Source organism: Corynebacterium sp. HMSC069E04 (assembly GCF_001813175.1).
Lineage (GTDB): Bacteria > Actinomycetota > Actinomycetes > Mycobacteriales > Mycobacteriaceae > Corynebacterium > Corynebacterium aurimucosum.
In genome coordinates this window covers 81,036-107,590 of the sequence record NZ_KV811688.1, presented here as the reverse complement: position 1 = coordinate 107,590, position 26,555 = coordinate 81,036, and the positions used below count along the sequence as shown (strand labels likewise).

23 protein-coding genes, 1 tRNA gene and 1 pseudogene are annotated in these 26,555 nt (G+C 62.7%); 12 read left to right on the top strand and 13 right to left on the bottom strand.

From position 1 onward, the window contains the following. Positions 1–304: 304 nt before the first annotated feature. The 6 genes from HMPREF2896_RS09805 to HMPREF2896_RS09780 form a co-directional block, all read right to left on the bottom strand. Entirely contained in the window at positions 305–2,029 is a 1,725-nt protein-coding gene (locus tag HMPREF2896_RS09805; RefSeq protein ID WP_070645669.1) for a dipeptide ABC transporter ATP-binding protein, read from the bottom strand. Beyond that, positions 2,029–2,988: an ABC transporter permease gene (locus HMPREF2896_RS09800; protein ID WP_070719375.1), complete on the bottom strand. Its 960-nt coding sequence runs from the start codon at positions 2,986–2,988 to the stop codon at positions 2,029–2,031. Before HMPREF2896_RS09800 ends, HMPREF2896_RS09805 begins: the two co-directional genes overlap by 1 nt. Further along, positions 2,981–3,907, bottom strand: a complete 927-nt coding sequence (locus tag HMPREF2896_RS09795; RefSeq protein ID WP_070444140.1) for an ABC transporter permease — start codon at positions 3,905–3,907, stop codon at positions 2,981–2,983. Before HMPREF2896_RS09795 ends, HMPREF2896_RS09800 begins: the two co-directional genes overlap by 8 nt. Positions 3,908–4,106: 199 nt before the next feature. Continuing rightward, on the bottom strand, positions 4,107–5,702 hold the full coding sequence (locus HMPREF2896_RS09790) for a peptide ABC transporter substrate-binding protein (RefSeq protein ID WP_070719373.1): 1,596 nt from the start codon (positions 5,700–5,702) through the stop codon (positions 4,107–4,109). A 222-nt stretch (positions 5,703–5,924) separates the two neighbouring features. Beyond that, positions 5,925–6,827 carry an alpha/beta fold hydrolase gene (locus tag HMPREF2896_RS09785; protein WP_070719372.1) on the bottom strand — a complete coding sequence of 301 codons (903 nt, stop codon included), beginning with the start codon at positions 6,825–6,827 and terminating at the stop codon, positions 5,925–5,927. An 89-nt stretch (positions 6,828–6,916) separates the two neighbouring features. Next, entirely contained in the window at positions 6,917–7,411 is a 495-nt protein-coding gene (locus HMPREF2896_RS09780; RefSeq protein ID WP_070444132.1) for a phage holin family protein, read from the bottom strand. 104 nt (positions 7,412–7,515) lie between these two features. Between HMPREF2896_RS09780 and HMPREF2896_RS09775 the strand changes: the two genes are divergently transcribed. After that, positions 7,516–8,205: an oxidoreductase gene (locus tag HMPREF2896_RS09775; protein ID WP_070711069.1), complete on the top strand. Its 690-nt coding sequence runs from the start codon at positions 7,516–7,518 to the stop codon at positions 8,203–8,205. Here HMPREF2896_RS09775 and HMPREF2896_RS09770 read toward each other — a convergent pair. The 3 genes and pseudogenes from HMPREF2896_RS09770 to HMPREF2896_RS12485 form a co-directional block, all read right to left on the bottom strand. Beyond that, positions 8,202–9,017 carry an HAD family hydrolase gene (locus tag HMPREF2896_RS09770; RefSeq protein ID WP_070719370.1) on the bottom strand — a complete coding sequence of 272 codons (816 nt, stop codon included), beginning with the start codon at positions 9,015–9,017 and terminating at the stop codon, positions 8,202–8,204. The genes HMPREF2896_RS09775 and HMPREF2896_RS09770 overlap by 4 nt on opposite strands. 311 nt (positions 9,018–9,328) lie before the next feature. Next, the gene (locus HMPREF2896_RS09765) at positions 9,329–9,964 is read right to left on the bottom strand and encodes an Abi family protein (RefSeq protein WP_070444124.1); all 636 of its coding nucleotides are present in this window, start codon (positions 9,962–9,964) and stop codon (positions 9,329–9,331) included. A 153-nt stretch (positions 9,965–10,117) separates the two neighbouring features. Continuing rightward, positions 10,118–10,320: pseudogene (locus tag HMPREF2896_RS12485) on the bottom strand (IS256 family transposase); the annotation flags it as partial. Between the two features lie 406 nt (positions 10,321–10,726). On the opposite strand from HMPREF2896_RS12485, the gene ssd reads away from it, so the two are divergent. The 7 genes from ssd to HMPREF2896_RS09730 all read left to right on the top strand — a co-directional run bounded on the left by ssd (position 10,727) and on the right by HMPREF2896_RS09730 (position 15,122). Then, on the top strand, positions 10,727–11,743 hold the full coding sequence (gene ssd, locus HMPREF2896_RS09760) for a septum site-determining protein Ssd (RefSeq protein ID WP_070719381.1): 1,017 nt from the start codon (positions 10,727–10,729) through the stop codon (positions 11,741–11,743). Beyond that, positions 11,740–12,876 (top strand): TadA family conjugal transfer-associated ATPase, encoded by a 1,137-nt coding sequence (locus HMPREF2896_RS09755; protein WP_070645691.1) that lies wholly within the window; start codon positions 11,740–11,742, stop codon positions 12,874–12,876. The genes ssd and HMPREF2896_RS09755 overlap by 4 nt, the downstream gene beginning before the upstream one ends. Next, entirely contained in the window at positions 12,873–13,622 is a 750-nt protein-coding gene (locus tag HMPREF2896_RS09750) for a type II secretion system F family protein (protein WP_070719367.1), read from the top strand. Before HMPREF2896_RS09755 ends, HMPREF2896_RS09750 begins: the two co-directional genes overlap by 4 nt. Then, positions 13,622–14,179 (top strand): type II secretion system F family protein, encoded by a 558-nt coding sequence (locus HMPREF2896_RS09745; protein ID WP_070711072.1) that lies wholly within the window; start codon positions 13,622–13,624, stop codon positions 14,177–14,179. Before HMPREF2896_RS09750 ends, HMPREF2896_RS09745 begins: the two co-directional genes overlap by 1 nt. Positions 14,180–14,269: 90 nt before the next feature. Then, positions 14,270–14,458, top strand: a complete 189-nt coding sequence (locus tag HMPREF2896_RS09740) for a DUF4244 domain-containing protein (RefSeq protein WP_070711073.1) — start codon at positions 14,270–14,272, stop codon at positions 14,456–14,458. Further along, positions 14,458–14,781 (top strand): hypothetical protein, encoded by a 324-nt coding sequence (locus HMPREF2896_RS09735; RefSeq protein ID WP_070711074.1) that lies wholly within the window; start codon positions 14,458–14,460, stop codon positions 14,779–14,781. Before HMPREF2896_RS09740 ends, HMPREF2896_RS09735 begins: the two co-directional genes overlap by 1 nt. Then, entirely contained in the window at positions 14,778–15,122 is a 345-nt protein-coding gene (locus HMPREF2896_RS09730) for an Rv3654c family TadE-like protein (protein ID WP_070444106.1), read from the top strand. The genes HMPREF2896_RS09735 and HMPREF2896_RS09730 overlap by 4 nt, the downstream gene beginning before the upstream one ends. Here the strand turns inward: HMPREF2896_RS09730 and HMPREF2896_RS09725 are convergent. Beyond that, entirely contained in the window at positions 15,119–17,494 is a 2,376-nt protein-coding gene (locus tag HMPREF2896_RS09725; RefSeq protein WP_070719366.1) for a DEAD/DEAH box helicase, read from the bottom strand. The two genes, HMPREF2896_RS09730 and HMPREF2896_RS09725, sit on opposite strands and share 4 nt — an antisense overlap. A 91-nt stretch (positions 17,495–17,585) precedes the next feature. On the opposite strand from HMPREF2896_RS09725, the gene HMPREF2896_RS09720 reads away from it, so the two are divergent. Continuing rightward, positions 17,586–17,789, top strand: a complete 204-nt coding sequence (locus HMPREF2896_RS09720; protein ID WP_010189920.1) for a cold-shock protein — start codon at positions 17,586–17,588, stop codon at positions 17,787–17,789. Here HMPREF2896_RS09720 and HMPREF2896_RS09715 read toward each other — a convergent pair. Continuing rightward, positions 17,786–18,379, bottom strand: coding sequence for a DedA family protein (locus HMPREF2896_RS09715; protein WP_371325890.1), 594 nt, complete (start codon positions 18,377–18,379; stop codon positions 17,786–17,788). The genes HMPREF2896_RS09720 and HMPREF2896_RS09715 overlap by 4 nt on opposite strands. 201 nt (positions 18,380–18,580) lie before the next feature. Here HMPREF2896_RS09715 and topA point away from each other — a divergent pair, with 201 nt between their 5' ends. Beyond that, the gene (gene topA / locus HMPREF2896_RS09710; RefSeq protein ID WP_070719363.1) at positions 18,581–21,511 is read left to right on the top strand and encodes a type I DNA topoisomerase; all 2,931 of its coding nucleotides are present in this window, start codon (positions 18,581–18,583) and stop codon (positions 21,509–21,511) included. A gap of 544 nt (positions 21,512–22,055) precedes the next feature. On the opposite strand, the gene HMPREF2896_RS09705 is transcribed toward topA, so the two are convergent. Next, positions 22,056–23,429 (bottom strand): DUF418 domain-containing protein, encoded by a 1,374-nt coding sequence (locus tag HMPREF2896_RS09705; RefSeq protein WP_083311478.1) that lies wholly within the window; start codon positions 23,427–23,429, stop codon positions 22,056–22,058. 33 nt (positions 23,430–23,462) lie between these two features. Further along, complete coding sequence (locus HMPREF2896_RS09700; protein ID WP_070444091.1) at positions 23,463–24,995, bottom strand: adenylate/guanylate cyclase domain-containing protein; 1,533 nt, start codon at positions 24,993–24,995, stop codon at positions 23,463–23,465. On the opposite strand from HMPREF2896_RS09700, the gene HMPREF2896_RS09695 reads away from it, so the two are divergent. Both HMPREF2896_RS09695 and HMPREF2896_RS09690 read left to right on the top strand, forming a co-directional pair. Further along, positions 24,994–26,241: a DNA polymerase III subunit delta' gene (locus HMPREF2896_RS09695; protein ID WP_083311477.1), complete on the top strand. Its 1,248-nt coding sequence runs from the start codon at positions 24,994–24,996 to the stop codon at positions 26,239–26,241. The genes HMPREF2896_RS09700 and HMPREF2896_RS09695 overlap by 2 nt on opposite strands. A 103-nt stretch (positions 26,242–26,344) precedes the next feature. Beyond that, positions 26,345–26,420 (top strand) — tRNA-Thr (locus HMPREF2896_RS09690). The last annotated feature ends 135 nt before the right edge of the window (positions 26,421–26,555 follow it).

Below are 26,555 nucleotides of genomic sequence, written 5' to 3'. Positions count from 1 at the left end.
AAGGTTCGCGGGCACATCGGCGATCCTTCAAGACAACACCACCCACAACCCACAACAAGGTACGCGGGGATCCCTGACCACGGCTAATGCGCCACAAAATGCAGCGGGGTGTACCGGGACTCTTAAGCCCTTAAAGAACTAAACCCGCTAACTGTTAGAAGGGGGACGGGAAACTAGGAGATCCTAGACCACAGTTCACATGCCGCAAGATACAGCGGGAGCAGCGGGCCCTTTAGCTCTTAAAGAACGAGACCCGCCAACCGGAAGACGGTTGACGGGTCAGTCGGCGTGGGTGGTGCGTGAGCTAGTGGCCGGTGCCGATTTCTAGGTGCATGCCCGGAACCGAGTTGATGAGGTTGCGGGTGTACTCCTGCTGGGCGTTTTCGAAGATATCGTCGGCGGTGCCCTGTTCGACGGCCTGTCCCTTCTTCATGACCACTACGTCGTCGGCGGTCTGGCGGACCACCGCGAGGTCGTGAGTGATGAAGAGATACGACAGGCTGAGCTCCGACTGCAGCTCCGCGAGGAGCTGGATGATCTGGTTCTGCACCAGCACGTCGAGGGCGGAGACAGCCTCATCGAGGACGATGACCTCCGGGCGAAGAGCCAGCGCGCGGGCAATGGCGATACGCTGGCGCTGGCCGCCGGAAAGCTCGTTGGGGTAGCGGCGCATGGCGGAGCGGGGCATGGAGACCATGTCGAGAAGCTCGGCCACGCGGGCCTCACGTTCCTTGCGCGAGCCCACCTTGTGCAGGGCCATAGGTTCCTCGATGCACTTATAAATCGAATACATCGGATCCAGCGAACCATAGGGATTCTGGAAGACCACCTGCATCTTGCGGCGGAGTTTGAAGAGCTCCTTCTTCGACAGCGTCGAGGTATCGCGGCCTTCAAACTCGATGGTGCCGGAGGTCGGCTCCAAAAGACCCAACACCATGTTGGCCACCGTGGACTTGCCGGAACCGGACTCGCCCACCAGCGCAAGGGTGGTGCCGCGGCGGATGTCGAAGGAGACATCATCGACGGCCTTCAGCAGCTTCTTGCCGCCGCGCTGGCCGCGGATATCGAATTCCTTGGTGAGGTTACGAACCGAGATGACCGGGGCCTGAGCCGCGGAAGATGAACCTGCAGCGGAATCTGCAGCGGTGGAACCAGACTCGGAGGCGGCGCCGATCGCCTCACCCGACTTCAGCTCCTTGGCCTCCACACCAGCTTCCTTGGCCGCGCGGATGCGGGAGGAGGCGAGGGAGGGGGCGGCGTCGACAAGCCGGCGCGTGTAGGGGTGCTGCGGGGAGCGCAGAATCTCTCGCGAGGGGCCCGACTCGACGATGCGGCCGCGGTGCATCACGATGAGGTGCTCCGCGCGCTCGGCCGCCAGACCGAGGTCGTGGGTAATGAAGAGCACCGCGTTACCCAGCTCCTCGGTGAGGTGCTCTAGGTGATCCAGGATGGTTTTCTGCACCGTCACGTCGAGGGCGGAGGTGGGCTCGTCGGCGATGAGCAACTTCGGGCGTGCGGCCAGGCCAATCGCGATGAGAGCGCGCTGGCGCATACCTCCAGAGAACTCGTGGGGGTACTGCTTGGCGCGGCGTTCGGCGTCGGGAAGCCCGGCTTCCTCCAGAAGCTCCACCACGCGTTCGTGGCGCTTGGAACCCTCCACCACGTGGTTGGCCTTGAGAGACTCCTCAACCTGCGTGCCGATGCGCCACACTGGGTTGAGGTTGGACATCGGATCCTGCGGGACCAGGCCAATCTTGTCACCGCGCAGCGATTCGAATTGCTTGTTGTTGTAGTGAGTGATGTCCTCGCCCTCAAAAAGGATCTGGCCGCCGGTAACCTTGCCGGTGCCCGGTAGCAAGCCGAGGATGGACATCGCCGTGGTGGACTTACCGGAACCGGACTCGCCCACGATGGCCACGGACTGGCCAGGGTAGATGGACATGTTGACGCCACGCACTGCCTCAACCACACCGGTGGAGGTGGTGAAGGAGATATGGACGTCCTTCATTTCAAGAAGTGGCTTAGTCATTAACGCTTCCTCGCCTTCGGATCGAGTGCATCGCGGACGACGTCACCCATCATGATGAAGCTCAACACGGTCAGGCCCAAAGCACCCGCCGGGTAGAACAGGACTGCCGGAGCGACGCGGAGGGAAGCCTGCGCGTCAGAGATGTCTCCGCCCCAGGACACGAACGTCGGCGGCAGGCCGATGCCCAGGAAGGACAAGGTGGCTTCCGCGACGATGTAGGTGCCCAGCGCCACGGTGGCGTAGGAGATGATGGGCGCGGCCGCATTCGGCAGGATGTGGCTGAACAAGATGCGCCAGCTCGACGCACCGATGGAGCGCGCGGATTGCACGAATTCCTCGTTCTTGATGGAGACCACCGCGCCGCGCGTGATGCGGGCAATGGAGACCCAGCCGAAGAGGCCGAGCACCAAGACCACCGTGACGATGGTGCGGTGCTCCTTGAACATCTGCATGACCACGATGGCGGCGAGCACCAGCGGGATGGCGAAGAAGATGTCGGTGATGCGGGAGAGAACAGAGTCGATCCAGCCGCCGAAGAAGCCGGCGATAGCACCGATCATTGAACCAAGCACTACGACGAGCAGCGTGGTGAGGACGCCGACGGCTACCGACGCGCGCGCACCGTAAATCACGCGGGCGTAGATGTCACAGCCTTGGCGGTTGAAGCCGAAGGGGTGGCCTGGCTCGGCGGGGGCGAGGGACTTGGACAGCTCGCATAGGCGCGGGTCGGTGCTAGTGAAAAGACCCGGTGCGATGGCTAGGAGGATGGCCACGAGAATCATCACGGCCGCAATCCAGAACAGTGGGCGACGGCGCAGGTAGCGCCATGCCTCCCCCCACTGGGAGGAAGGCGCGGACTCGTCCTTGACGGCATCGACCGCGCCGAGACCCGTTTCATCGGTTTCCGAGACGAAGTGCTCTTGGCCCGGGTAGGGAGTGGTTTTCTCGAAATTAGGCATAGCGGATCCTCGGATCAAGTACGGCGTACAGGAGGTCAACGAGCAGGTTGGCGATGATGTAGATGATCACCAGCACGGTGGTGAAGGAGACGATTGTGGTCGGCTCACCACGCAGAATGGCCTGGTACATGGTGCCGCCGACGCCGTTGATGCCAAAGATGCCCTCGGTCACGATGGCGCCGGTCATGAGCGCACCGATGTCGGCGCCGATGAAGGTGGCCACGGGAATCAGCGAATTGCGCAGCACGTGGCGGCGGGTCACCGCGCCGTTGGACAGACCCTTGGCGCGGGCGGTGCGCACGTAGTCGGCGCGCAGGTTCTCCGCCACGGACTGGCGGGTCAGGCGGATGACGTACGCCAAGGAGAGCGCGCCGAGCACCATGGCCGGCATGAGGAGAGACTTCACTGTGGCGTTAGCGCCGACGGTAACCGGCAAGACGCCCCACTTAATGCCCACGAGGTACTGGAAGACAAAGCCGATGACGAAGGAAGGCACCGCGATGACGAGCAGGGAGATGACCAGCACGGTGGAATCGAAGAAGCCCCCGCGGCGCATGCCGGCGAAGACACCGAAGAGGATGCCGAAGGCGGACTCAAAGATAATGGCCATGACGGTCAGCTTCACAGTAACCGGGAAGGCGTTAGCCATCACCTGGGTTACGGGAACCCCGGAGAAGGTCGTACCGAAGTCCAGCATGAAGATGCCCTTGATATAGAGCAGATACTGAATGATGAACGGCTTGTCGAGGTTGTATTCCGCCTCGATGCGGGCACGGGCAGCCTCGGTAAGGCCGCGGTCACCGCCAAGGGCTTCGACAGGATCGCCGGGCATCAAGAAGACGAGCGCATAGATGAGCAAGGTAGCTCCGAAGAACACCGGAATCATCTGGAGCACTCGGCGCCCGATATAGCGCAGCATAGTGTGGTCCTTTACTCGTTGTGGGGCAGGTGCTTGCCAGCGTCGGGACGCGGGGCATAGCTTACGAGAATTCTAATGTGTGATCCCACGCTTCGAGAAATCTATAGCGCGTTTCTAATCACACTTTGGGGGTGAAAACGCGGGGCGACCCCCGCTCCATGGAGGTTGCGGGGGTCGTGCGAAGTGGCCAGGGGTGGCGTTACTTCTTGGTGATGTTGTAGTACACCGGCTGGGACTTCCAGGAGAAGACGACGTTGTCGACGTTCTCGGAGTAGCCACCGGTGGCGTTGGAGTACCACAGCGGGATAGCCGGCAGGTCCTTGAACAGGACTTCCTGGGCCTCGGTGTACTTCTTGATGGCGTCTTCCTCAGAGGTGGAGGTCAGGGCTTCGTCGAGAAGCTTGTCAAACTCCGGGTTGGTGTAGTCACCGTCGTTGGAGGAACCGTTCGTCTTGTACAGCGGGGCCAGGAAGTTGGCCTGGCTCGGGTAGTCCGCCTGCCAGCCGGTGCGGAAGGCGGTCTTGATGGTGCGGTTGGTCACCTCATCGCGCAGGGACTTGAAGTCCGGGTACGGTGCGCCAACAGCCTCGATGCCGAGGGTGTTCTTGATGGAGTTGGTGGTGGCATCCACCCAGCTCTTGTGGCCACCGTCGGAGTTGTAGGCAATCTCCAGGCTCGGGTTATCCCACTTGTTGAGCTTGTCGGCCTCAGCCCACAGTTCCTTGGCCTTCTCCGGATCGTACTCAAGGACTTCGTTGCCCTTGATGTCCTCGGAGTAGCCCGGCATAACCGGGGAGGTGAAGTCCTTGGCCGGGGTGCGGGTGCCCTTGAAGATGGTCTCGGTGATCTCCTCGCGGTTGATGGCGTGGGAGATGGCCTGGCGGCGCAGGACGCCTTCTTCGCCGGAGTAGTGCTCGAGGTTCTCACCCAGGGTGAAGGACTGGAAGATAGCAGTCGGCTGGTTCACTGCACGGTCGCCGAGGTCGGCCTCGTAGACGTCGAAAGCGGAGTCCGGAACGGCGTCGAGGACGTCGAGGTTGCCGGAGAGCAGGTCGGCGTAAGCAGCGTCCTGAGAGGCGTAGAAGACGAACTTGATGCCGTCGTTCTGCGGGGTCTGGCCACCCTTGTACTCCTCATTCGGGACGACGGTGGCGTCCTGGTTGTGGTTCCACTCGGTCAGCTTGTACGGGCCGTTGCCAATCGGGTTCTGGCCGAAGGCATCCATGTCTTCCAGGGCCGACTCGTGCAGCGGGTAGAACGCGGAGTAACCCAACTGTGCCGGGAAGTCCTGCTCCGGGCTGTTCAGAGCGATGGTGAAGGTGAGGTCGTCGACGACCTTGAGACCCTCCATCTCCTTGACGCCTTCCTCGAAGCCCTTGATGTTGGCAAAGAAGGAAGCATTGAGCTGATCGTTAGCCACGGCGTAGTTCCACGCATCCACGAAGTTCTTCGCGGTCACCGGGGAGCCGTCGGAGAACTTCGACTCCTTGAGCTTGACGGTGAACTCGGTGTTGTCGTCGTTCGGCTCGATGGATTCAGCCAGCTCGTTCTGGGCTTCGCCGTCGCCGTCGTAGTAGACCAAGCCGGCGTAGATGGAATCGACGATGCGTCCGCCGCCGGTTTCGTTGGTGTTGGCCGGGATGAGCGGGTTCTGCGGCTCGGAGCCGTTGACAGTGATGATGCCATCGCCGGAGCCGGAAGCGGAGTCCGAACCGGAGTTGTCGCCACCACAGGCCGCGAGGGTGAGTGGCAGGGTAGCGACAGAGAGAGCAGCGAGTGTCTTCTTGAGCGTCATGTGGGGCTTAGACCTCCGTAGTGCGAAAGATGAAGAAAACCTGTGATGTTGGTTTTATATGAAGCTACCGCGTGGCTCGTCTCATATACAAGGAATTGAAAAATATGTCCGGTGATAAAAGCTATAGATTGGTAGGTATTTGTCTTTAACCTGCGCTTTTGTCAAAGAATTAAAAAAGTCCCACCCCCCTGAGAGGGGTGGGACACGGAGAGGTGCTGAATGTTACCTATCTCGCAGCCATTGGATGATGGTTTGGGCGAAACCATGCGGGTTCTCAAGATAGGGCAGGTTCTTTGCATTGGGGATAGTGGTGGCGGTGAAGTCTCCACGGCAGCGCCGCGCAGCCCGCCGCGCCACCGGCCGCCACAGCATCTGATCGGCATGAATGAACAGCGTCGGGCACTGCACGGTGAGCTCGAGCCAACTCAGCGGAACCACAGCGGTACGCAGTCGGTGGTTCCAGATGATTCCCCGGCGGACGTTTCCTATGCGTGACGACGTCACGCGCAGGCGCAGGGCCTCCTCGCGCTCGGCGCCGCTGAAGGATCCGAGGGCGTCGAGATCCATCTCCCGGAGGTAAGTGGACTCTCTCAGCAGGAGGCTCGGAGCGCCAATTTTTCCCAGGCGGCACAACGCTGCGCGCAGGAGAACCCACCCAAAATCCCAGGGGCGCGCGGCGATAGCGCGGCGTAAATCAGCCGGGTGTGCTGCCGAAACAGAAACCAGCCCGCGTACCCGCTCGGGCCGCTCGGTAGCCAGCGCCCAGGCCACCGCACCGCCGGTATCCGCGCCAACCAGGTAGGCGTCATCGTGGCCCAGTGCGCGGATGGCACCGCTGACATCGCCAACCGCCACGCGGATATCCTGGCCGGGTTCGAGCGGTGGTTTGTCGGACATGCCAAAGCCGCGCATGTCTAGGGCGGCGACGTGGAAGCCTGCGGCGGCAAGCGGGGCAATGACATTCCGGAAGTCGAACCACCCACCAAAGGAACTATGGAGCAGCAGCACCAGCGGGTTATCCGGGTCGCCAGCGGTAGCGGCGTGCAGGCGGATGCCGCGCGTGTGCAGGAACTCGTGCTCAAAGGGGCCGTCAAGCTCCACTACGGAGGGCGGTAGGGGATTCATGGGCGGGCCTTTCGTGGGAAGGGTGCACAGAAGAAATCCGCCCCGAACGCATGTGCTCGGGGCGGGAGATTGAAAAGGACCTTAAAGGTTTAGGTGTAGAGGCCACGCTCGATGGACTTCTCAGCCTTACCCGGTACCAGCTTCTTGAGTTCCTTCGTGGACTCGATGGTCTTCTCCGGGGCCTTGACCTGCTTGACCTGCTTGAAGCCGATGAAGGCCACGACGGCGGCCAGGACGACCATGATGAGGAAGACAATCAGGAAGGCAGCCCAGCGGTCGAGCCACACGGCGAGCAGCTCCGCCAGGAAGAAGAAAAAGAAGAAGGAGCTATACAGAGCCACGGTGCCGGCCACGCCGAACATGCCCGCGCCGATGCCGCCCTTCTTGGCAGAAGCAGCGAGCTCTGTCTTGGCCAGCTCGACCTCGGAGCGAACCAGCTGGGACATCTGCTCGGTGGCGTTGGATACGAGCTGGCCGATGGATGCTTCGCCACGGCGGGAGGTATCCGCATCGCTCAAGGGAATGCTGTCTACCTTCGGGGCGAACTTGTTGGACCCGTCAGTGAATAGTCCGTCGTTGCTCACGGTTAAATACTCCTACTGTTTTGTCGCAATCTATATCGGCCATAGTAATGAACTTTCCAGCGTTCATGTGGTGCGGCCCGCAAAGTGGGTACGGCGTTATTGTAATGGGTATGCCGCATTCTGACCCGCTGACCCCGCTGATGGCCCTTTCTGGGGTGAAGGATAAAGCTGCTTCTGCCGCCTCAGCGTTAGCGCGCGTGCACCGCCGGCCCGCGGGCTTGCGCAAGTTCGACGTCATTTCTTCAGAGTCGCTCTTGCGCGGTGCGCGGGCGGCCGCGGCGATCGACGGTGCGCCGCTTGAGGCTGACGGTATCCCGCCCGCGGTCAGCGCTTATTCCCTCCTTGCCCCCGAAAAACAGGCTGCTACCGTGCGCACCTTCGCGCGGGCTCCGCTGCAGATCCTGGCCAGCATTGATGTTGCGGCGGGTGGCGCGGGCCACCCTGATCAGAATCCGGCGGTGGCGCAGGCGCTAGCACAGCTCATCACGCGCGGGGCCGGTGTGGATTTTGACCGCTTGTTACCGGTGGTGCTGCACGCGGAGATTGCCGCGCGCTCGTTTTTCGGTGCGCGCAGCACAGTCGTGGCGCTCGTTGCCGCGCGCACCGCAGCCATCCATACCGGTTTCGATCCGCGGGGCTTTGCCGTGCCTGAGACCTACCTCAACCGGCATCGCGCGGACTACCGTGCGGCACTGGATACTTACGAGGAAGATCCGGCGGCACTTATCACGCTGCTTTTCGACGCCTGGGAAGCCGGCGCCCGCGAAGCCGACGGCATCGCGCAAGCGGCCTAATCACGCAGCTGCTGCCGCGCAAAGAAAACACCGCCGACCACGAGGGCCGCTATGCCGGCCACGACCGCTGAGCCGATACCGAACTCGCGGGCGCTGGGCGCGGTGAAGAGCGGAACGGGGTGCTTAAACGTGCGGATTTCCCAGTCATGGGCAAGGGCATGCTTCTTTAACAAGCGGTCTGGATTCACGGCAACGGGGTGGCCAACCTGCTCTAACATCGGGATATCCGTGGCGGAATCGGAATAAGCAAAAGATACGTCGGGGTCGACGTTGAGCTGTTTAGCCATGCGGGCTAAGGCCTCAGCTTTTGCGGCGCCTTTGCAATAAAACAGAATCTCTCCGGTGAACCGGCCGTCTTCCTCGGCGAGCTCGGTGGCCACGACGTGCTCGATGCCCAGTTCCTGCGCGATGGGCTCGACCAGCACGCTTGCCGACGCCGAGATGATCACCACATCGTGGCCGGCGGCGCGGTGGGCGTCGATAAGCGCGCGTGCCTCCGCATAAATGGCGGGGGTGACTACTGAATGCATGGTCTCCACCGCGATGTCGTGGACTTCCTGAACGGACCAGCCGGCGGCCATCGCGGCGAGCTGATCGCGGGTGGTGTCCATGTGCTCACTGCTGTGGCCGGCGAGCATATAGCTGGCTTTAGCTAAGGACAGTTGGAGCGCCTCGGCATGGGTAATGAGCCCGTTGTGCATGAACTCGCGGCCGAAGGCATAGGCAGAGGACGTGGCAATGATCGTTTTATCCAAGTCGAAGAACGCGGCCGCGCGGGTGGCGCCGTCAGTGGGAAAAGAGGTACCGGTCATCGAGGAAGGCCTACCGTTGGTGTGCGAGTTACCCTGCTCATCGTAGCCTCTTAGCAGGAAGAATCGGGAGTGCGCAAACATATTGCCAGAAAACTCAAGGAATGTTGGATTTCGCTGTTGTCATCTCTTGGTTCGCGTGCCATAATGTCTTGTGCAAGGCCCCGATATACAGTGCGGCCTGCCCCGGCGCACCCCCCCGATGCCGGGTTACCGATGGCCCGCGCACACCCCCCGAGGCGCGGGCCATCACCTTTCTCTTTTAAGCCAACATGCCCCCAGTCCCAGTGTTGCCGTGGCATTCAGATATGTGACTAAGGTCGTTGCACTCGTAGAGCTGGCACTCTGGAATTATCCTTGATCCACGTCGCGGCTTCGGGATCAATGAATTTCGCTACCATGTGGATAGCGTTATCAACAGAGTCAAGATGTGCGATTTCACCAGGGATATTGTGTTGTTGGACGATTGATTCGTGGTGAGAGCACCTGTTTCTCATTTTGTAAATAATGACTACAAGTTCTTCGAATTGCTGTCTGTCGTCGGGTTTTACCTTCAATGCCTTTTCTATCTGCGGCCAGATGCTCGCCTGATAGTGGCTACTTAAGAGGAAGCGCCAGAAATCAAAACTGAGTTCAGCGATGATTTTTCCTGGTGGTGCTTTCCTCCCTCCGGCTCTCTTCATTGCTTTGTGGATGCTCTTGGCTGCTTCACTGCTGAAATTTATTCGATGGTTGTCAAACCACCGTTCGTCGTATCTGCGCGTTAGGGCGGTGTGGATGCAATTGCGGAGGAGCACTTCGAGATGCTCAATGTCGGCGAGATAGGTCTTTGTAAGGTGAGTATTCCAAAGGTATAGCGCTTCTGGAGTTGGATGGGCAGCGTAACGGCTCATACGCGCAGATGAAAACCACTGAGATAGTGGTAGTAGGGCGGATTCTGGATTATTCATTATGGATATGCTAGTTTTTCTGTTGAAAGCCTCGGAACGATCCCTGCACTACAAAAGTAGGAGTAAATCGCCGGGGTTATTGATGTTTTTGGGCTTAAGGGACATTTTGTGTGGATTTGCGGCGTGTCGCACTAAGGGACATTTCGTGTGGATTTAGGAGCGTCCGGCCCAGCCTTTTCTTATTCCTAAGCTGGGGTTCCATTCATTGTCGATGCAGGGGTCGAATGTGGCAGGTCGCCCGTCTGGGTGGCCGCGCCGTTTGAGTTGTTCTTTCGTCCAGGCCGCGTATGCCGCTTTTCCCGATCGTGTCCGAAGTCTTGATGCCTGTCTAGCTACAGTGGATGTACAGGGCTTTGGTGCGGGCGTCGCCATAGGAATTGGCCTAACCGCACCAGTTGCGGCTTACCTACCACAGCCCCAGTGTTATCCGGTGTTGATTTCACAGATCGGGCGGTTGGAACCGATTCAAAATCAAGATCAAGGCATTATCCCAGGCTGTTCCGGGAATCCGTATCGGTTTATCCACACGAAATGTCCCTTAAGTCTGTTTTTGGCTTTCCCTAAGCCTAAGCCCGTTGTATGGCTTGTGAGTTTTTCTTAGGACACGACGTGGCGGGTTCCCTGTGAATTGTAGGCTTTAAACCCCGTTAAATTTGTTTAAACGTCATCAAAACCGGCGTCTATAGATGAAAACTGCGGAGTTATCCACAGGCGGCTAGGAAGCCCTAGCGCGTGGTAGGTGTGCTCGCGCATGCTTCGGGCATGAGCACGTTTCACCTAGTTATCGCAGTCGGGGATGCCGCACTGCGAGCAGAAGCAGCTTCCGCGGCTGCTGCCAGTACTGCGGAAGTGAGCACCGTCGAGGATCCGCGGGACTTTTCCCGCCACCTGCCGAAGGCGGATGCTGTCTTAGCTGATTCGCTGACAGCCCGTCTCGTGGCGGGGCATCCGCGTGTGTATTTCCTGGCGCTGGATCCGGGGCCGATTGATTATGAGGCCGCACTCTGTTGCCGCGCGACTGCCGCCTTCATCGTTCCTGCCCAATCAAAAGAGCTCCTGGGCGCATTAGCTGCGGACGCCACTCCGGAGACCACCGTGTCCACCGGTATAACCCTGGCGGTGACCGGTTCCGCTGGGGGATTGGGTGCCTCGACCGTGGCGGTGGCGCTGGCCCGCGAGGCGGGCGCGGACCTCCTGGTTGATGCGAGCCCGTATTCCGGCGGCCTCGACTTGCTCACCGGCATTGAGAACAAGCCCGGCGCGCGGTGGCCGGATCTCGCTGCGGGGACCGGTTCGGTTGATGCAGCAGACCTTGTCCGTGCTCTGCCCACCACTCCGGATGGCATCGCGGTTCTCTCAGCGGCGAGGTCTGCCAGCGCAGAGGTGGTTGAGATGACCGCGACCCGGCGCGCGGCCATTATGCAAGCTGCGTGTTTATACTCGGGGACCGTGGTGGTGGATTGCCCCCCGTGGGATATCCCCGATGCGGCGGATCACGTGGTGGTGCTGACCGCCGCTGAGGTGCGGGCAGCCGCCGCCTGCGCGCAGCTGGTGGCAGAGCTTCGCGCCCGGCCGCAGGAGTGCTCCGTCGTCGTGCGCAACCGCCAGTGGGCGGGTCTGGACGCCAGCGATATTGCCACGGTGACTCATGCAGAACCCATCGCTGAGTTGCCGACGATCCGTGGTCTGACCCGCACGGTGGAAACCAGTGGGCTGCCGTGTCAGCTGCCCCGAGCCCTTGTGCGTGCCGCGCGCCAGATGTGGGAGGCCGTGGCATGAACCTGATCGATACGATGCGCACTATCGTGGCCGCCGAGCCGCAGCTGGCCCACGATGCACCGGCCTTGGCGCGGCGCATTCGCCAGGAGGCCGGAGTCATCAGCGATGTCGATGTGCTCGACCTTCTGCAGCGCTTGCGCCACGATTCCGTGGGCTTAGGATTATTGGAACCGGTCCTATCGCTGCCGGGGCTGACCGATGTTGTTGTTAATGGCCCCGATTCCTGTTTCGTCGATTGCGGGCAGGGCCTGCAGCCGCGTGATATCGGCTTTGCCGATGACGCCGAAGTACGCCAGCTTGCTACCCGGCTGGCTGCGGTGGCGGGCGTGCGGCTAGATGATGCGCAACCTTTTGCCGATGGGCGCCTGACCCGCCCCGATGGAACGAGGATCCGACTTCACGCGTTGCTTGCGCCTCCTTCAGCAAGCGGAACTTGCATCAGCCTTCGTGTGTTGCGCCAGGCGCAAACCAGCCTAGAGGAGTTAATAACCAATGGCAGCATTGAATCCAGCCTGGAACATGTTTTGCGCGCCGTGGTTGAGCGCCGGGCATCCTTCCTGGTTACTGGTGGGACCGGCTCCGGCAAAACGACGTTGCTCGCTGCCTTGTTGGGGTGCGTGCCCGTCACCGAGCGCTTGCTCATCATCGAGGACACCCCGGAGCTTTCCCCGAATCACCCGCACGTGGTGACCTTGGTATCGCGCCGGGCTAACGCGGAAGGGCGCGGTGAGATTTCTATGTCGCTCCTGCTCCGCCAAGCGCTGCGCATGCGCCCAGACCGCATCGTGGTCGGTGAAATCCGCGGCGCGGAGGTAGTGGAACTGCTTGCCGCGCTCAACACTGGGCACGATGGTGGGGCTGGCACCGTGCATGCCAACTCTGTTGATGAAGTACCCGCCCGCATGGAGGCCCTCGCCGCGCTGGGAGGACTCGACCGTGTGGCGCTGCACTCGCAGCTAGCGGCCGCAGTGCACGTGGTTCTTGGGATGGAGCGTACCCCGCAGGGTCGACGCCTCGCACACCTCGGCGTGCTGGAGGGAAACCCGGTCACGCCTCAGCTGGTGTGGACGGCCGAAGAGGGCCCGCTTCCCGGGTTTGCGCAGCTGTGTTCGCGGTTGGGGGTGGAACCATGATGTGGCTGTTCCTTGCAGCGGCGTGTTTGCTCTCGCAGCCTGCCTCGGTGACGCGGCTGGAATCTCCGAAGCCTCGCTCGCTGGCACCCGCGGCTGTCTTCCTCGGGGTCGGGTGCTGTGTCTTTTTCGGCAGGCCCACTGTTGTGGTGGCGGTGGGCGGCATTGTGGCCTGTGCGCTGTGGTTTGCCAATGACCTGGCAGCCGCCCGGCGCCAGCGCCGCGGTGCTGAGGCACTCGCCTCCTATTTTGGATCTATTGCCGCTGAGCTGCGGGCGGGCTCGACAACGGCGGGCGCGCTGCGTCGGGGTGCAGATGCCCTTCCTGACTCCACTCCGGAGAGTCTCCGCGACGCGTTGAGCACAGCGGCGGGACTCGCGGCGCAAGGGGGCTCACCCGCGGTTGCTCTCAATGCACCGGAGGTTGCGCGCTATGCAGCGCTGCTCACGCTCTCGGGGCGTCATGGCGTGGCGTTGGCGAGTCTCATTGAGCAGGCCCAAAGCCAGCTGGATACTGCGCGCCGCCATGCCGGTGAGACCGCTGCCTCTTTGCAGGGGCCGCAGGCCACCGCGGTTATCCTGGCGTGCTTGCCGCTGGCGGGCATTCTCATGGGTGGGGCGATGGGTGCGGATTCTCTGGGGTTCTTGTTGGGTGGTGGCTTAGGGGGCGTGCTTCTCGACGTCGGCGTGGCACTCGTCTGCGCCGGCTTTGCCTGGTCGCGCCTCATTCTGCGGAAGGCGGCGCAGTGATGGTCTTGACTTATATCTCCACTGCATTAATGGCCGCGGCACTCGCTATCACGGCTGTTGCGCCCTCTGGGCGGATTGCCGAGTCGGGGTCGCGCACGCCGCGCCCGAAGACGCCGCGCGATGGTCCAGCGGCGGACTATAGTGCGCTCGAAGCAGCCAGCGACCTCGAGCTCTTCGCTGCTTGTTTGGAGGCCGGACTCTCCACGCGAAGCGCCGTGGTGGCCGTCGCCGAAGCCTCGTCGCAGTGGTCGGAGGCGGCAGCACTCATTGGGGTAGGGGTTCCCATGAACACTGCGTGGTCGTCGTTGGCCAGCCAGCCGCATTTGGAAGAACTGGTGCGGCTTACGCAGCTGTCTGGTGAATCGGGCGCTGCCATGGCAACTGGGTGCCACCGGTTGGTGGCGCAGCTGCGTGCCGAAGCCTCGGCACAAGCTACCGCGCGGGCGGAGCGCGCTGGCGTGTTCATTGCAGCACCGCTGGCGGTGTGTTTCCTTCCCGCCTTCCTGGTCCTTGGGTTGATACCTGTCCTTATCAGCTTGGGGCAGCAACTTTTCTAGGCCCGTTCATACCAATAATCGCTCAACTAACCACTCACCAATTCAGTAAACGCAACCTACACAAACACAGGAAAGAAAGCTAGGTAAAACATGCAGAAAAAGTTAAACTACCAGTCACTATTAGGAAATGATGATGGTATGTCTACGATTGAGTACGCTATGGGTTCGCTCGCGGCTGCAGCGCTTGCCGCGGTGCTCTATGCCGTGGTCAATGGCGGTGAAGTAACCAGCGCCATTACCTCCATCATCACCGACGCCCTGTCCAACTCTCCAGGCTAATGCGCGCGCTTGATGACGCCGGCTCCGTCACCATCGAGGCGGCTCTGTCGTTGTCCGCGCTCGTCATCGTCGCCGCGGGAATCGTGGGCGGCATCGCCACGTTGTCGGCCCACCTCGCTGCCGTTGACGCCGCGGGTGCTGCGGCTCGCTCCGCTGCTATCGGCGTGGACTTTCAGCGCGAGGGAGTGACGGTCACCGTGAGCGAGAGCTCCGGACTCATGACCGCCCAGGCCGCCGTGCCCGCACCCCTGGGAACCATGCGCGCGCAGGCGGTGTTTCCCGCGGAGATGGCAGCCGGTGGGGCCGCAGGGGCGCAGCCATGAGTCGTCATCAGCGCAGCTGGGTGCGGATCCTGGCGGGTGAGGAGGGCTATGCCACCGTCGTCGCCGCCGGGATCATCGCCGCAGTGGCGTCTCTGTTGTTGGCGGTCGCGGCGGTTGCGTCGCTCGTTGTGGCGCGGCACGAAGCGCAGGTGGCGGCGGATCTCGCTGCGGTATCGGGGGCGTGGGAGGTGGCCAAGGGCAGGGACGCCTGCACGAAGGCTGAGGAGGTTGCCGTGCTCAATGGCGCGGAGCTCGGCTCCTGCGATATCGAGGGGCGCGACGTGGAGGTGACTGCCCGGCTGCGCGGGCGCAGCGCCATCGCCCGCGCTGGTCCGGTCTAGGAGGTCATGGTGACCAGCGCGCCGAGCAGCGCTACCGCGCCCGCCTTGTCCAGAGGGTTATTGCCGTTGCCGCACTTGGGGGATTGCACGCACGACGGACACCCGGACTCGCAGGGGCAGGAGCGCACGGCCTCAAAGGTAGCCTTGATCCACTCGGGGAAACGCCGGAAGCCTTCCTCGGCGAAGCCGGCGCCGCCGGGATGGCCGTCGTAAACGAAAACCGTGGGCAAGCCCGTATCGGCGTGTTGGGCGGTGGACACACCACCAATGTCCCAGCGGTCGCAGGTGGCAATGAGCGGCAGCAGCCCAATGGCGGCGTGTTCGGCCGCATGGAGGGTGCCTGGCGTGCGCCCGGCGGTGACTCCCATCGCTGCGAGTGCCAGCGGATCGATGGTGTAGGCCACCGCCCGGGTCACCAGGCGCTGCTCCGGCAGGTCAAGGGGGATATCCTCGCCCACGGAGCCATCGGGAAGCCGAACCTGGTAGCCGGTGACCTTGTCGGTCACCTCGACCTCCAGGCTGGCCACCCACAGGCCGGGGGCGTAGTTCACCAAGTCATCGGCCTCGCGCAGGATGCGGATATCCGTCGTGGACTTCGGCTGCGTGGTGTAGTCCGGCGTCTTCGGTACGGCGAGGGCTACGCCTGGCTCGGCGGGAGCTGCGCCACCATCGCCTCCGCCGAGGTGAAGTTCCTCGATCACGAAACTTTCACCGCGGTGCAGGTACACCGCGCCGGGATGTACCTGGCTGACCGCGCGGGCTGCATCGATGGTGCCGAGCAGGCGGCCGTCGGAAGAATCGACAATCATGACCTCCTCGCCTGAGCCGCCGCGCAGCGAGACGGCCGTGTGCGCGGTCTCCGGGGTGAGCTCGCTGGAGCCAGCAGGCAGGGGAGCGGCAAACCAGCCCTGCGGGCGCCGCCGCAGCAAGCCCTGCTGGGCTAAGTCGTGGACCACGTCCTCGGCGTGGAAGGCGGCCACGTCGGCGTCGCTCAGCGGCTTTTCCACCGCCGCGCAGTACACGTGTCCGCCCAGAATATAAGGGTTAGCGGGGTTGAACACGCTGGCCTCGACCGGCCGGCCCAACAGCGCTTCCGGGTGGTGAACCAGGTAGGTATCCATCGGTTCATCGCGGGCTACCAACACCACCAGAGAGCCCTGCCCGCGGCGGCCCGCGCGTCCTGCCTGTTGCCAAAAGCTGGCGACCGTACCCGGGAACCCAGCGGTGACCACGGCATCCAGCCCGCCGACGTCAATGCCCAGTTCCAAAGCCGAGGTAGTGGCTACGCCGAGCAAGGAACCATCATCCAGTGCCTGCTCCAGCGCGCGGCGGTCTTCAGCCAGATAGCCCGCACGGTAGGCTGCAATCCGGCGGGCAAAATCCGGCCTGCCCAGCCTCCCGGAGAGCTCCTCCGCTGCCCGTAGCGCGGTGGTCTCTGCCGCGCGCCGCGAGCGCACAAAGGTCAACGTCCGCGCGCCTTGCGCCACCAGCGCGGCCATCATCCACGCTGCCTCCGTCGTAGCGGCGCGACGCACCGGGGCACCGTTCTGCCCTTCGATGCCTTCCATGAAGCCCGGCTCCCACAGCGCTACGGTCCGCGCACCCGTCGGCGCGCCGTCCTCAGTCACCGCGAGCACCTCGCGTCCCGTTAGCCGCGCGGCATGCCGGGCGGGATCCCGCATGGTCGCCGAAGCCGCAATTACCACCGGCCGCGAGCCATAGTGCTCGCACAGCCGCAGCAAACGCCGCACCACCAGCGCCACGTTCGCCCCGAAAACCCCGCGGTAGGCATGCGCCTCATCGATGACGATGAATTTCAAGTGCCTCAGCACCCGCGCCCACCGCTGATGCGCCCCCAGCAGAGAAGAATGAATCATGTCCGGGTTGGAAAAGATGAACCGCGCTTGATCCCGGATGCCGGCGCGCGCTTCGGTGGGGGTGTCGCCGTCGTAGGGGGCGGGGTGGACGTCGCGAAGCACGGCGATATCCTGCGTGAGCTCCAGCACCGCGCGCAGCTGGTCCGAACCCAGCGCCTTCGTCGGCGTGATGTAGAGCGCGCACGCGGTCGAATCCTGCGCCAGGCGGGACAGGATGGGCAAACGGTAGCCCAGCGACTTTCCGGAACTCGTCCCGGTGGACACCACCACGTCGCGCCCCTCCCACGCGGCCTGTGCCACGGCGACCTGGTGGGCATAGAGCTTGGCCACACCCTGCTCCTCCAACGCCGCCCGCAACTCCGGCAGGACCCACTCCGTCCACTCGGCATAGCGCGCTGGCTGGGCGGGCAGGGTGGTGGAGTGCGTTAGCTCGGACTCGGGGAAACGCTCAACAAGGTGCTCGACGAGCTCCTCACCCAGAGGGTTCTCACTCACGCTTGCCTCCACTAATCTGCTGTAGGTGTCCAAACGTGGCACACTGGTGCACTAGTTTGCACTACTTTATTTCCGCAAAGGACAACTCATCATGGCATACGGTACCGTCAAGTTCTTCAACGCCGAAAAAGGCTACGGCTTCATTGAGCAGGAGGACGGCTCCGGCGATATCTTCGTGCACTACACCGAGATCCAAGGAACCGGCTTCCGCACTCTCGAAGATAACCAGCGCGTCTCCTTTGAGATTGGGGAAGACGCTAAGGGCCAGCAGGCCACCAACGTCGAGGTGGTTTAGGGGGACTCGGCATAGCCGCGCCGGGTATCCCACCATTCCAGCAGCTTATTCTGCCCCTTTTGCAGGCCGAAGCCGATGATGACCGCGGCGATGATGGAAATGAGCATGGCTATCGCGGGCGAGCCGGAGAAGGCCACGCCGCCGAGGTAACCAATGGCTAGCGCCTGCGCTACCCACAGCAGCACCCCGAAGGTGTCGAAGAAGAAAAACAGCGGCCACGGGTAGCGCATCGAGCCGAGCAGAATCGTCATGAAGAGCCGGGCCGAGGGGATGAAACGCGCAATGATGATCGCCGCGCCGCCGCTGCGCCGAATGTTGCGTTTAACCCACGTTAAGGCATCGTAGGCCTTCGTGCCTTTTTGGGCTCTATTTATAAGGCCAATGAGCCGCGTTCCCAGAAAGAAGCACAAGTTATCCCCCACAATGGCGGCAACCAGCGCGACGAAAAACATGGTGGGAAGGTGGGGAAAACCTTGGGAACCAGACCAAGCGCCAACCATGTTGAGGGGAACCTCTGAAGGCAACACGGGGAAGAAGCAGTCGAGGAAAATCAGCGAACCCACCAGCGGATAAATCCACTGGGTGGCCATGATGACCTCGAACCATGCAGTAATAGACGCAATCACGCTGTCTCCCGGTTGTGTACTGTGAGGCGAATCCTCGGACGGCCAGTATAGACCCCCTGTTGTGTGGACGCGTACTGGCCTGAATAACTAGAGTGAACCTCTATCTGTGTACTCTAGGGGCAATTGCCCAGCAGAGGACTAACCATCGGAAGGGATGAAGTCGAAGTGGCAGAAGCTATCGGCCCGGGGAAGACCCTGGTCATCGTCGAGTCAGCAACCAAGGCGAAGAAGATTCAGCCTTATCTCGGCGATAAGTACATTGTTGAGGCCTCCGTCGGCCACATCCGGGACCTTCCCCGCGGCGCTGCCGACGTCCCCGCTAAGTATAAGAAGGAATCCTGGGCGCGCCTCGGTGTTAACCCGGAGGATAACTTCACCCCGCTGTACGTCATCAGCCAGGACAAGAAGAAGAAGGTCGCCGACCTTAAAGCCAAGCTGAAGGAATGCGACCAGCTGTATCTCGCAACAGACCCCGACCGCGAGGGCGAGGCCATTGCATGGCACCTGCTCGAGGTGCTCAAGCCCAAGGTGCCGGTGCGCCGCATGGTCTTCAACGAGATCACCAAGTCCGCGATCCTGGAGGCGGCGGAAAATACTCGTGAGCTCGATGAGAACCTCATCGACGCCCAGGAAACCCGCCGCATCCTCGACCGCCTCTACGGCTACGAGGTCTCCCCGGTGCTGTGGAAGAAGGTCATGCCGCGCCTGTCGGCTGGCCGCGTGCAGTCGGTGGCTACCCGCGTCATCGTCGAGCGCGAGCGAGAGCGCATGGCGTTCATCCCCGCCGAGTACTGGGATCTCACGGCAACGCTCAAGTCCACACCGGACTTTGACGCACGCTTGAGCGCCCTTGATGGCAAGCGCGTGGCCGCGGGCCGCGACTTCAACGATAGGGGTGAGCTGAAGAGCGACGAGGTGGTCGTCGTCAAGCAGGCCCAGGCGGAGCAGCTGGCCAACGCGCTGGAAGGCTCCACCATGACGGTGGCCAGCGTTGAGCACAAGCCTTATTCGCGCAAACCTTCCGCACCGTTTATGACCTCGACGCTGCAGCAGGAGGCAGGCCGCCGCCTGCACTACACCTCGGAGCGCACGATGCGCATTGCGCAGCGCCTTTACGAGAACGGTCACATTACCTATATGCGTACCGACTCGACCTCCCTGTCCAAGCAGGGCCTAGACGCCGCGCGTGAGGCCGCCACCTCCATCTTCGGTGCGGAGTTTGTTTCGGATGGGCCGCGCACGTATGACCGCAAGGTGAAGAACTCCCAGGAGGCCCACGAGGCCATCCGCCCCGCCGGCGAACGTTTCGCCACCCCGGGCCAGCTGGCCGGGCAGCTCGACGCCGAGGAATACAAGCTCTACGAGCTAATCTGGAAGCGCACCGTGGCCTCCCAGATGGCCGATGCCAAGGGAACCTCGATGAAGGTGACCGCGGCCGTGAGCGCTGGTGGTCATGACGCCGACTTTTCTGCGACCGGCCGCACGATTACCTTCCCGGGCTTCCTCAAGGCCTACGAGGACGTGGCGGCGAAGGGCTCGAAGGAAGAGTCGCGCCTGCCGCACCTCAACGAGGGCGACACGCTTCAGACCGCTGCGGTTACTGCCGACGGCCACTCCACCAACCCGCCGGCGCGCTATACCGAGGCCAGCTTGGTCAAGAAGATGGAAGACCTGGGCATTGGGCGCCCGTCGACGTACGCCTCCATCATCAAGACCATCCAGGACCGCGGCTACGTGCTCTCCCGCGGCAACGCGCTGGTGCCTTCGTGGGTTGCCTTCGCGGTGGTGGGCCTGCTGGAGAATAATTTCACCGAGCTGGTGGATTACGATTTCACCTCCTCCATGGAGGACGAGCTCGATGCCATTGCTGCCGGTTCGGAGAACGGTACGGCCTGGCTGACTAACTTCTATTTCGGCAACACGGAGGCCGGCGAGCGGAAGGCCGCATCCATTGCCCGCCACGGCGGCCTGAAGTCCCTGGTGGACATCAACCTGGAGGCTATCGATGCCCGCCAGGTCAACTCGCTGCGTCTTTACACCGACGCCGAAGGTCGCGATGTCTTCGTGCGCGTGGGCCGTTACGGGCCGTATATTGAGCGCGCCGTGGGCACCAACGAGGACGGCACGGTGGAGTACCAGCGCGCTAACCTCTCGGAGACGGTCACCCCGGATGAGCTCAACGAGGCTTTGGCGGAGAAGCTTTTCGCCACCCCGCAGGGTGGGCGCGAGCTGGGCCAGAACCCGGAGAATGGCCGCACCATCGTGGCCAAGGAGGGCCGCTTCGGGCCGTACGTGACCGAGCAGGTGCGTGACGACGAACGCGAGAAGGCCGAGGCCGAAGCCGAGGAGATCGTCAAGGAAGAGCGCGCCGCGGAGGACGCCCAGCGCGCCGCCGAAGGCAAGCGCGCCAAGAACTGGGAGACCAAGACCGCGGCGAAGCAGAAGGAAAAACGCATTGCTGAGTACGTCGAGGAGAAGCTCAAGCCAGGCACGGCCTCGCTTTTTGCCTCGATGGAGCCGGCCAGCGTCACCCTCGAGGAAGCACTGAAGCTGCTGAGTCTGCCGCGTGAGGTGGGCGTGGACCCCTCGGATGGCGAGGTCATCACCGCGCAGAACGGCCGCTATGGCCCGTACCTAAAGAAGGGCAAGGACTCCCGTTCCTTGGCCAAGGAGGAGCAGATCTTTTCCATCACCTTGGATGAGGCGCGCCGCATCTACGCGGAGCCGAAGCGCCGCGGCCGTGCGGCCGCGCAGCCGCCGATTAAGCAGCTGGGTGATAACGACGTGTCCGGTAAGCCGATGACGGTCAAGGACGGTCGCTTTGGCCCGTACGTCACCGACGGCACGACGAATGCCTCGCTGCGCCGTGGTGACGACCCGGAGCAGCTTACCGACGCCCGCGCCAACGAGCTCCTCTCCGAGCGCCGCGCCAAGGATGCCGCGAACGGTGGTGCGAAGAAGTCGACGAAGAAGAGCACCAAGAAGTCGACCAAGAAATCGACGAAGAAGGCCACGAAGAAGTCGACCAAGAAGGCCACGAAGAAGCCTTCGCCGGGCACCAAGAACGTGGTCAAGGCCGGATCACGTAGGAAGTAGCAGGACATGAAGACCAGCTTCGCCCGCGATATGGTGGCCCGCACCCAGGAAGGCACCGAGGCTCTCCTGCGCGCGGCGGGCCCGGCCTTTACTGGCCGCGATCACGTCACCCTCGGCGCGCTCGCCGCGGGGGAGACTGCTGTCTGGTCACGCCTGTTTAAGTGGCGCACGCTCGGTGTGGCCACGACGGCCGCTGTACCCGTGCTGCTGGCCCTGCGCCCGGACTGCGCACCGGAGACCCACGTGGGGCTCATCGCCGCATGCCTGGGGCAGGCCGCCAAGCGCGGTGCACCAACGATGTTCAGCGTGACGTGTGTGAGCGCACAATACGCATCCTTCGCGTGGGCGCTGCGCGGCGCGCGCAATGATGCGGTGGGCTGGGGTCTGCGCGCCGGAGCGTGGGCCGCAGGCATTGCGCTCTCGCGCACCCGGAGTGAGCGCCTCGCCACGGCCGTCGCCGGAATCCCGGCGGCCGCTCTCTCCGCGCTAGCCGGTGATGAGAAGCTCCGCGCCGACGAAGCCACGCAAGGGCTGAGTCATGGCGCTAACCTGCTTCTGGCCTCTGAGGCGCTGACGGTCCTGAACCCGGTTGAGCAGCGCCAGGATGCGGGCCTGCGTGGCCGGGCCCTGGATGCGGCGCAGTCGGCGGCGCAGACGGTAGGCCTGGTACTGCTGGTGGATGGGTTGGCGCGGAAGGGCCGGGATTAGACGTCGCGCCTAATTCCGGGCGCATTGTCTTGCCGTAGGACAAGCGGCGGTGCACCCACTCGAAGGGCCCAGGCTTGCCTGCGGCCTCGAGCGCGCAGGCGATGATAAGCGTTGCTAGCCATACCCCGGCGGCCAACGTTGCTTGGCCTGCGGCGCTGAACTCCGGTCCAATGTTGAGGGTGAAGGGGTAGACCAGCGCCAGGAAAAACACGGACTGCAGTACATAGCCGGTCATGGAACGCTTGCCCAGTGCGATGAGCGGCCACAGGAACCACGGGCGCGCACCACGGCGCTGTAGGGGTTCCAGGGCAAGTGTCGCCGCCGCCACGATGCCCGGCCCGGTGAGCATTCCGATGCAGCTATTTGCTGCGTTGAGGGGATCTGCCAGCGCTGGATCCAGCACCCCAATCGTCGACAAGCCCCAAGGCAGGCCGAGGAAGAGAATGATGGCTACAGCCACCAGTGTCCACGCCCATAGCTCGCGATGATGGCCCCCGGCCAGAGTGCCGCGGCGCGCCCACACGAAGCCCACGAGCATAACCGGCAGGACCATGGCGCCGGTTAGGGGGATGGACATCAGTTGGGCGCCGACCATGATGGCCTGCTCACCCAGCAGCTCCCAATAGGAGTCGGCGGCAGTAAAGCCGCTGAAATCGAAATCTGAAGTATCGATGAATGCGGCCCCAATACCCATTCCGATGCCCGACACAACCAGCAGCGAACAAAGCCCGTAGGCCACGCGCATGAGGAGCTTGTCAGTTAAAGAAAGCAGCAGTGCGATGAGCATGCCCATCGCGCCATAGAGGATCATGATGTCGCCGGAAAAGAGAAAGAGGCAGTGCAAGACGCCGAACAGGGCGAGAAAGCCATAGCGTTTTGCCAGCACGGCTTGTGCGCGGAGAAGCGGGAAGCCGCGCCGCCATAAGCTCATTGCGATAAGCCCCACGCCGAAACCTAAGAGCGTGGAGAACATCGGCAGGCCGCGCACGTGAATGAACATGGCGGCAAAGACCACGTAGATTTTGTCTGCGAGGGAGTCGACGCCGCCGAAATAAGCATCGGGGCCATTGCCGTCGTTCATAATCCACGCGGTGCAGACGTTTGCCAGCGCAATGCCTAGCAGAGCCATGCCGCGGGCGACGTCGGGGACGAGAAGGCGAGGACTCGAGGTCTGGCGTGGCGGATGGGGCTGGTGTGGCTGATGGGGCATGGCCCCGAAACTACCAGAATCACAAAGACTTATTTATCCGAGGGCGCGCTCCGCCAGCGTCGGGCGGATAGGGCGCGCCAGTTGCGTCATGCGGCGACGCCCGCGCAGCTCGATAGACTTCATCAGTGTCCAGCGCGCTTGCTCGGCCTCGTTAGCGCCGCGCAGCGTGGCGGAGTTGGTGAGCACTTGGCCGGGCGTGTCCTTGGCCAGCTCGGTAAGGCGTGCGGCCTCATTGACGGCATCACCAATAACGGTGTACTCGAAGCGATCCGCACCACCAATGTGGCCGGCCACCACGTGGCCCGCGGCCACGCCGATGCCTGCCTGCAGTCGCAGCCCGCGCAGTTCCTGGCGCAGTTCGCGGGCAGCCTGCAGGGCCATGGAGTTGGCATCGTAGACCGTCAGTGGGGCGCCGAACACGGCCAGAGCAGCATCACCCTGGAACTTGTTGATGATGCCCTTATTGCGGTGTACCACCTCAACGACGTGCTCGAAGAACTTGTTGAGCTCCTCCACGACCTCCTCCGGGGTGTGGTTGACGGCGAAGGTGGTGGAGCCGATGACGTCGATAAACAGCACCGCCACCTTGCGGTCCTCGCCGCCTAGCTCCGGGCGCTCCTCCAAGGCGCGCTGTGCCACCTCAGTGCCGACATAGCGGCCGAAGATGTCGCGCACGCGCTGGCGCTCACGCAGGCCGCGCATCATTTCGTTGAAACCAGCTTGAAGAACACCGAGCTCAGAGCCGTCGTAGATGTCTACCTGGACGTCGTTCTCGCCGCGGCGCACGCGGTTGATGGCGTCCTGTAGCTCCAGGATGGGGTCCACCACGCTCATCATGGCGAACATGGTGCCGATAAGCCCCGTGCCCAGCGCCGTGATGCTCAGCGCGATGATGGCGGGGATGATATCGGCGGTATCGGCGGTGAACATCCCCATTTTCTGGCCCAGGTGCACCAGGATGATGCCGATGAGCGGGATGCCGGAGGTCATGAGCCACGTGGAAAGCAGACGGTACTTAATCGGCGGCTCCAGGGTGGAATCCTCAAAGCGCCGGGCCACGGCCTCCGCCGCCACGGGGCGCACGAGGCGCTCCGCCTGCAGGTACGTCAGGAGAACGATGAGGCCGCCGGCCAGTGCAGCAGAAACACCGACGACCACGGCCAGCCGTGCCGAGTGCTGGCCCGCTAATATCACCGCCAAAAGAATGCCCAGCAGCCAGACACCTGCGGCCACGCCAGATTGGTAGAGCGGGATGCGCAAGACCAAGTTGCGCACCATATTGGGATCATGGTCATCGGGACTGCGCTGCCAGTCCAGCACCGGCCGGAATAGTCGCAGGGTCACCGCGATGCCGATGATGACGGCGAAGGTCACGAACAACGTGCCATAGGTCCACAGGTGGGGCGTGTGGGCGATGAAGTCGGAGATCTCCGGCATGGGGAGAAAGAAGACCACGAAGGTCATGATCGCAATGGCACCGATGATGTTGGAGCCAAGGACGAGCGCGGCGTACATCGGCCATTGAGTACCCCATAACCAGCGGGCGCCACGCATCAGTCTATTCATGGTTACTCACTTTAGTTATCCCAGTAGGCTAGGGCGAGTGAATACATCAAGCGTTGCAGAAAGGCTTGCCGACGCCCCCTCCGTCGCCCACACCATCCTCAGTGCTGCCCGCGCGGCACGGGGCGAAGGTGACCCGCGGGCGATGAGCCATTCCTGGCTCTTTACCGGTCCTCCCGGTGCCGGCCGCTCGCTGGCGGCGCAGTGTTTCGCCGCAGCACTCATGTGCACGTCTGCCGACGAGAACGGCAACCCCGGATGCGGGCGCTGTCCCTCCTGTCAAAGCGTCCTGGACAATCAAGAGCACACCGACTTGGTCTACGTGGACCCGCAGGAGCAGTTCATTACGGTCGGCGAGGCCCGCGAGGTCATTGGGCGCGCGGCCAGCCTGCCGAGTGTTGCACCCTGGCGCGTGGTCATCTTCAACAAGGCAGATCGCCTCCGCAACGAGGCCGCCAACGCGTTGCTCAAGACCGTGGAGGAGCCGCCGGAGCGCACCGTCATCATTATGGTCGCGCCCTCGGAGGATCCGGAGGACTTCTCGGTCACTCTGCGTTCCCGCTGCCGCCACCTTTATATCCCGGCGCCGAGCGTGGAGGGTGTGGTCAAGCAGCTCGTCGCCGAAGGCGCCAGCGAGGATGACGCGCGCCTGGCCGCCGTGACCACCCTGCGCCACGTGGGGCGCGCGCGACACCTGGTCAACGAACCCGCCGCGCAGAAGCGCCGCGCCATGGCCATCAACCTGGCCGAGGATGTCTTTCACGGCTCCCAGGCCTTTCAATCCGTCACAGCGCTGCTGAAATTCATTGAGAAGGAGGCCAAGGACTCCCACGCGGCGGCGGAGGAGGCGGAGCGATCCAAGATTGAACAATCCTTCGGCGTCGGCGCCAAGGGCAAGGGCGCGACGAAGGCGCAGCGCGACGCCCGCAGTGCCCTGAAGGATATGGAGGAGCTTCACAAGAAGCGCGCTAAGCGCCGCATCTCCGACGGCCTCGATATCGCCCTCGTGGATCTCGCCGGTATTTATCGCGATGCGCTCATGCTCAAGGTTGGTGCTGAGGTGGAGATGACCCACCCGGACTTCGCGGGCCTGGCCGGCGAACTTGCCCAGCGTGTGAGCGAAGATGGCTTGCTGGCCGCCCAGTCCGCCATTCGCACCTGCCGTGAGCAGCTGCCGCAGAACGTCACCCCGCAGGTGGCTTTCGACGGCATGGTGGGCCGCCTGCGCCTAGCCTGCGGTGCGCGCTAACTTGCAGCATTTGCTGTGCGTGCCCCACATCAAGCAGCCCGATTTCTTTCTCAGCCCTGGCCTAGGCTAGACTCTCACGCGGTGCATATACACACTGCATCGTGCCGCCTTAGCTCAGTCGGTAGAGCATCTCACTCGTAATGAGAAGGTCGCGAGTTCGATTCTCGCAGGCGGCTCCACATAAAATCCCCCGTGACCAGTATGAATGGTTGCGGGGGATTGTTTCATCCAGTGCAATATCGGCCTCCGTGGCTACATTTTGGCTTCATATGATCCAAATTTGAGGCTTAAGGGACATTTTGTGTGGATTTGCG

What these genes read in the sequence shown, in the direction of transcription:
- ssd (WP_070719381.1), top strand. Translation starts at nt 10,727, where the DNA reads ATGAGCACGTTTCACCTAGTTATCGCAGTCGGGGATGCCGCACTGCGA.
- HMPREF2896_RS09800 (WP_070719375.1), bottom strand. Translation starts at nt 2,988, where the DNA reads ATGCCTAATTTCGAGAAAACCACTCCCTACCCGGGCCAAGAGCACTTC.
- HMPREF2896_RS09720 (WP_010189920.1), top strand. Translation starts at nt 17,586, where the DNA reads ATGGCATACGGTACCGTCAAGTTCTTCAACGCCGAAAAAGGCTACGGC.
- HMPREF2896_RS09735 (WP_070711074.1), top strand. Translation starts at nt 14,458, where the DNA reads ATGCGCGCGCTTGATGACGCCGGCTCCGTCACCATCGAGGCGGCTCTG.
- HMPREF2896_RS09775 (WP_070711069.1), top strand. Translation starts at nt 7,516, where the DNA reads ATGGGTATGCCGCATTCTGACCCGCTGACCCCGCTGATGGCCCTTTCT.
- HMPREF2896_RS09740 (WP_070711073.1), top strand. Translation starts at nt 14,270, where the DNA reads ATGCAGAAAAAGTTAAACTACCAGTCACTATTAGGAAATGATGATGGT.
- HMPREF2896_RS09785 (WP_070719372.1), bottom strand. Translation starts at nt 6,827, where the DNA reads ATGAATCCCCTACCGCCCTCCGTAGTGGAGCTTGACGGCCCCTTTGAG.
- HMPREF2896_RS09790 (WP_070719373.1), bottom strand. Translation starts at nt 5,702, where the DNA reads ATGACGCTCAAGAAGACACTCGCTGCTCTCTCTGTCGCTACCCTGCCA.
- HMPREF2896_RS09795 (WP_070444140.1), bottom strand. Translation starts at nt 3,907, where the DNA reads ATGCTGCGCTATATCGGGCGCCGAGTGCTCCAGATGATTCCGGTGTTC.
- HMPREF2896_RS09770 (WP_070719370.1), bottom strand. Translation starts at nt 9,017, where the DNA reads ATGACCGGTACCTCTTTTCCCACTGACGGCGCCACCCGCGCGGCCGCG.
- HMPREF2896_RS09765 (WP_070444124.1), bottom strand. Translation starts at nt 9,964, where the DNA reads ATGAATAATCCAGAATCCGCCCTACTACCACTATCTCAGTGGTTTTCA.
- HMPREF2896_RS09695 (WP_083311477.1), top strand. Translation starts at nt 24,994, where the DNA reads ATGGTTACTCACTTTAGTTATCCCAGTAGGCTAGGGCGAGTGAATACA.
- HMPREF2896_RS09700 (WP_070444091.1), bottom strand. Translation starts at nt 24,995, where the DNA reads ATGAATAGACTGATGCGTGGCGCCCGCTGGTTATGGGGTACTCAATGG.
- HMPREF2896_RS09715 (WP_371325890.1), bottom strand. Translation starts at nt 18,379, where the DNA reads ATGGCCACCCAGTGGATTTATCCGCTGGTGGGTTCGCTGATTTTCCTC.
- HMPREF2896_RS09750 (WP_070719367.1), top strand. Translation starts at nt 12,873, where the DNA reads ATGATGTGGCTGTTCCTTGCAGCGGCGTGTTTGCTCTCGCAGCCTGCC.
- HMPREF2896_RS09745 (WP_070711072.1), top strand. Translation starts at nt 13,622, where the DNA reads ATGGTCTTGACTTATATCTCCACTGCATTAATGGCCGCGGCACTCGCT.
- HMPREF2896_RS09755 (WP_070645691.1), top strand. Translation starts at nt 11,740, where the DNA reads ATGAACCTGATCGATACGATGCGCACTATCGTGGCCGCCGAGCCGCAG.
- HMPREF2896_RS09730 (WP_070444106.1), top strand. Translation starts at nt 14,778, where the DNA reads ATGAGTCGTCATCAGCGCAGCTGGGTGCGGATCCTGGCGGGTGAGGAG.
- HMPREF2896_RS09705 (WP_083311478.1), bottom strand. Translation starts at nt 23,429, where the DNA reads ATGCCCCATCAGCCACACCAGCCCCATCCGCCACGCCAGACCTCGAGT.
- HMPREF2896_RS09805 (WP_070645669.1), bottom strand. Translation starts at nt 2,029, where the DNA reads ATGACTAAGCCACTTCTTGAAATGAAGGACGTCCATATCTCCTTCACC.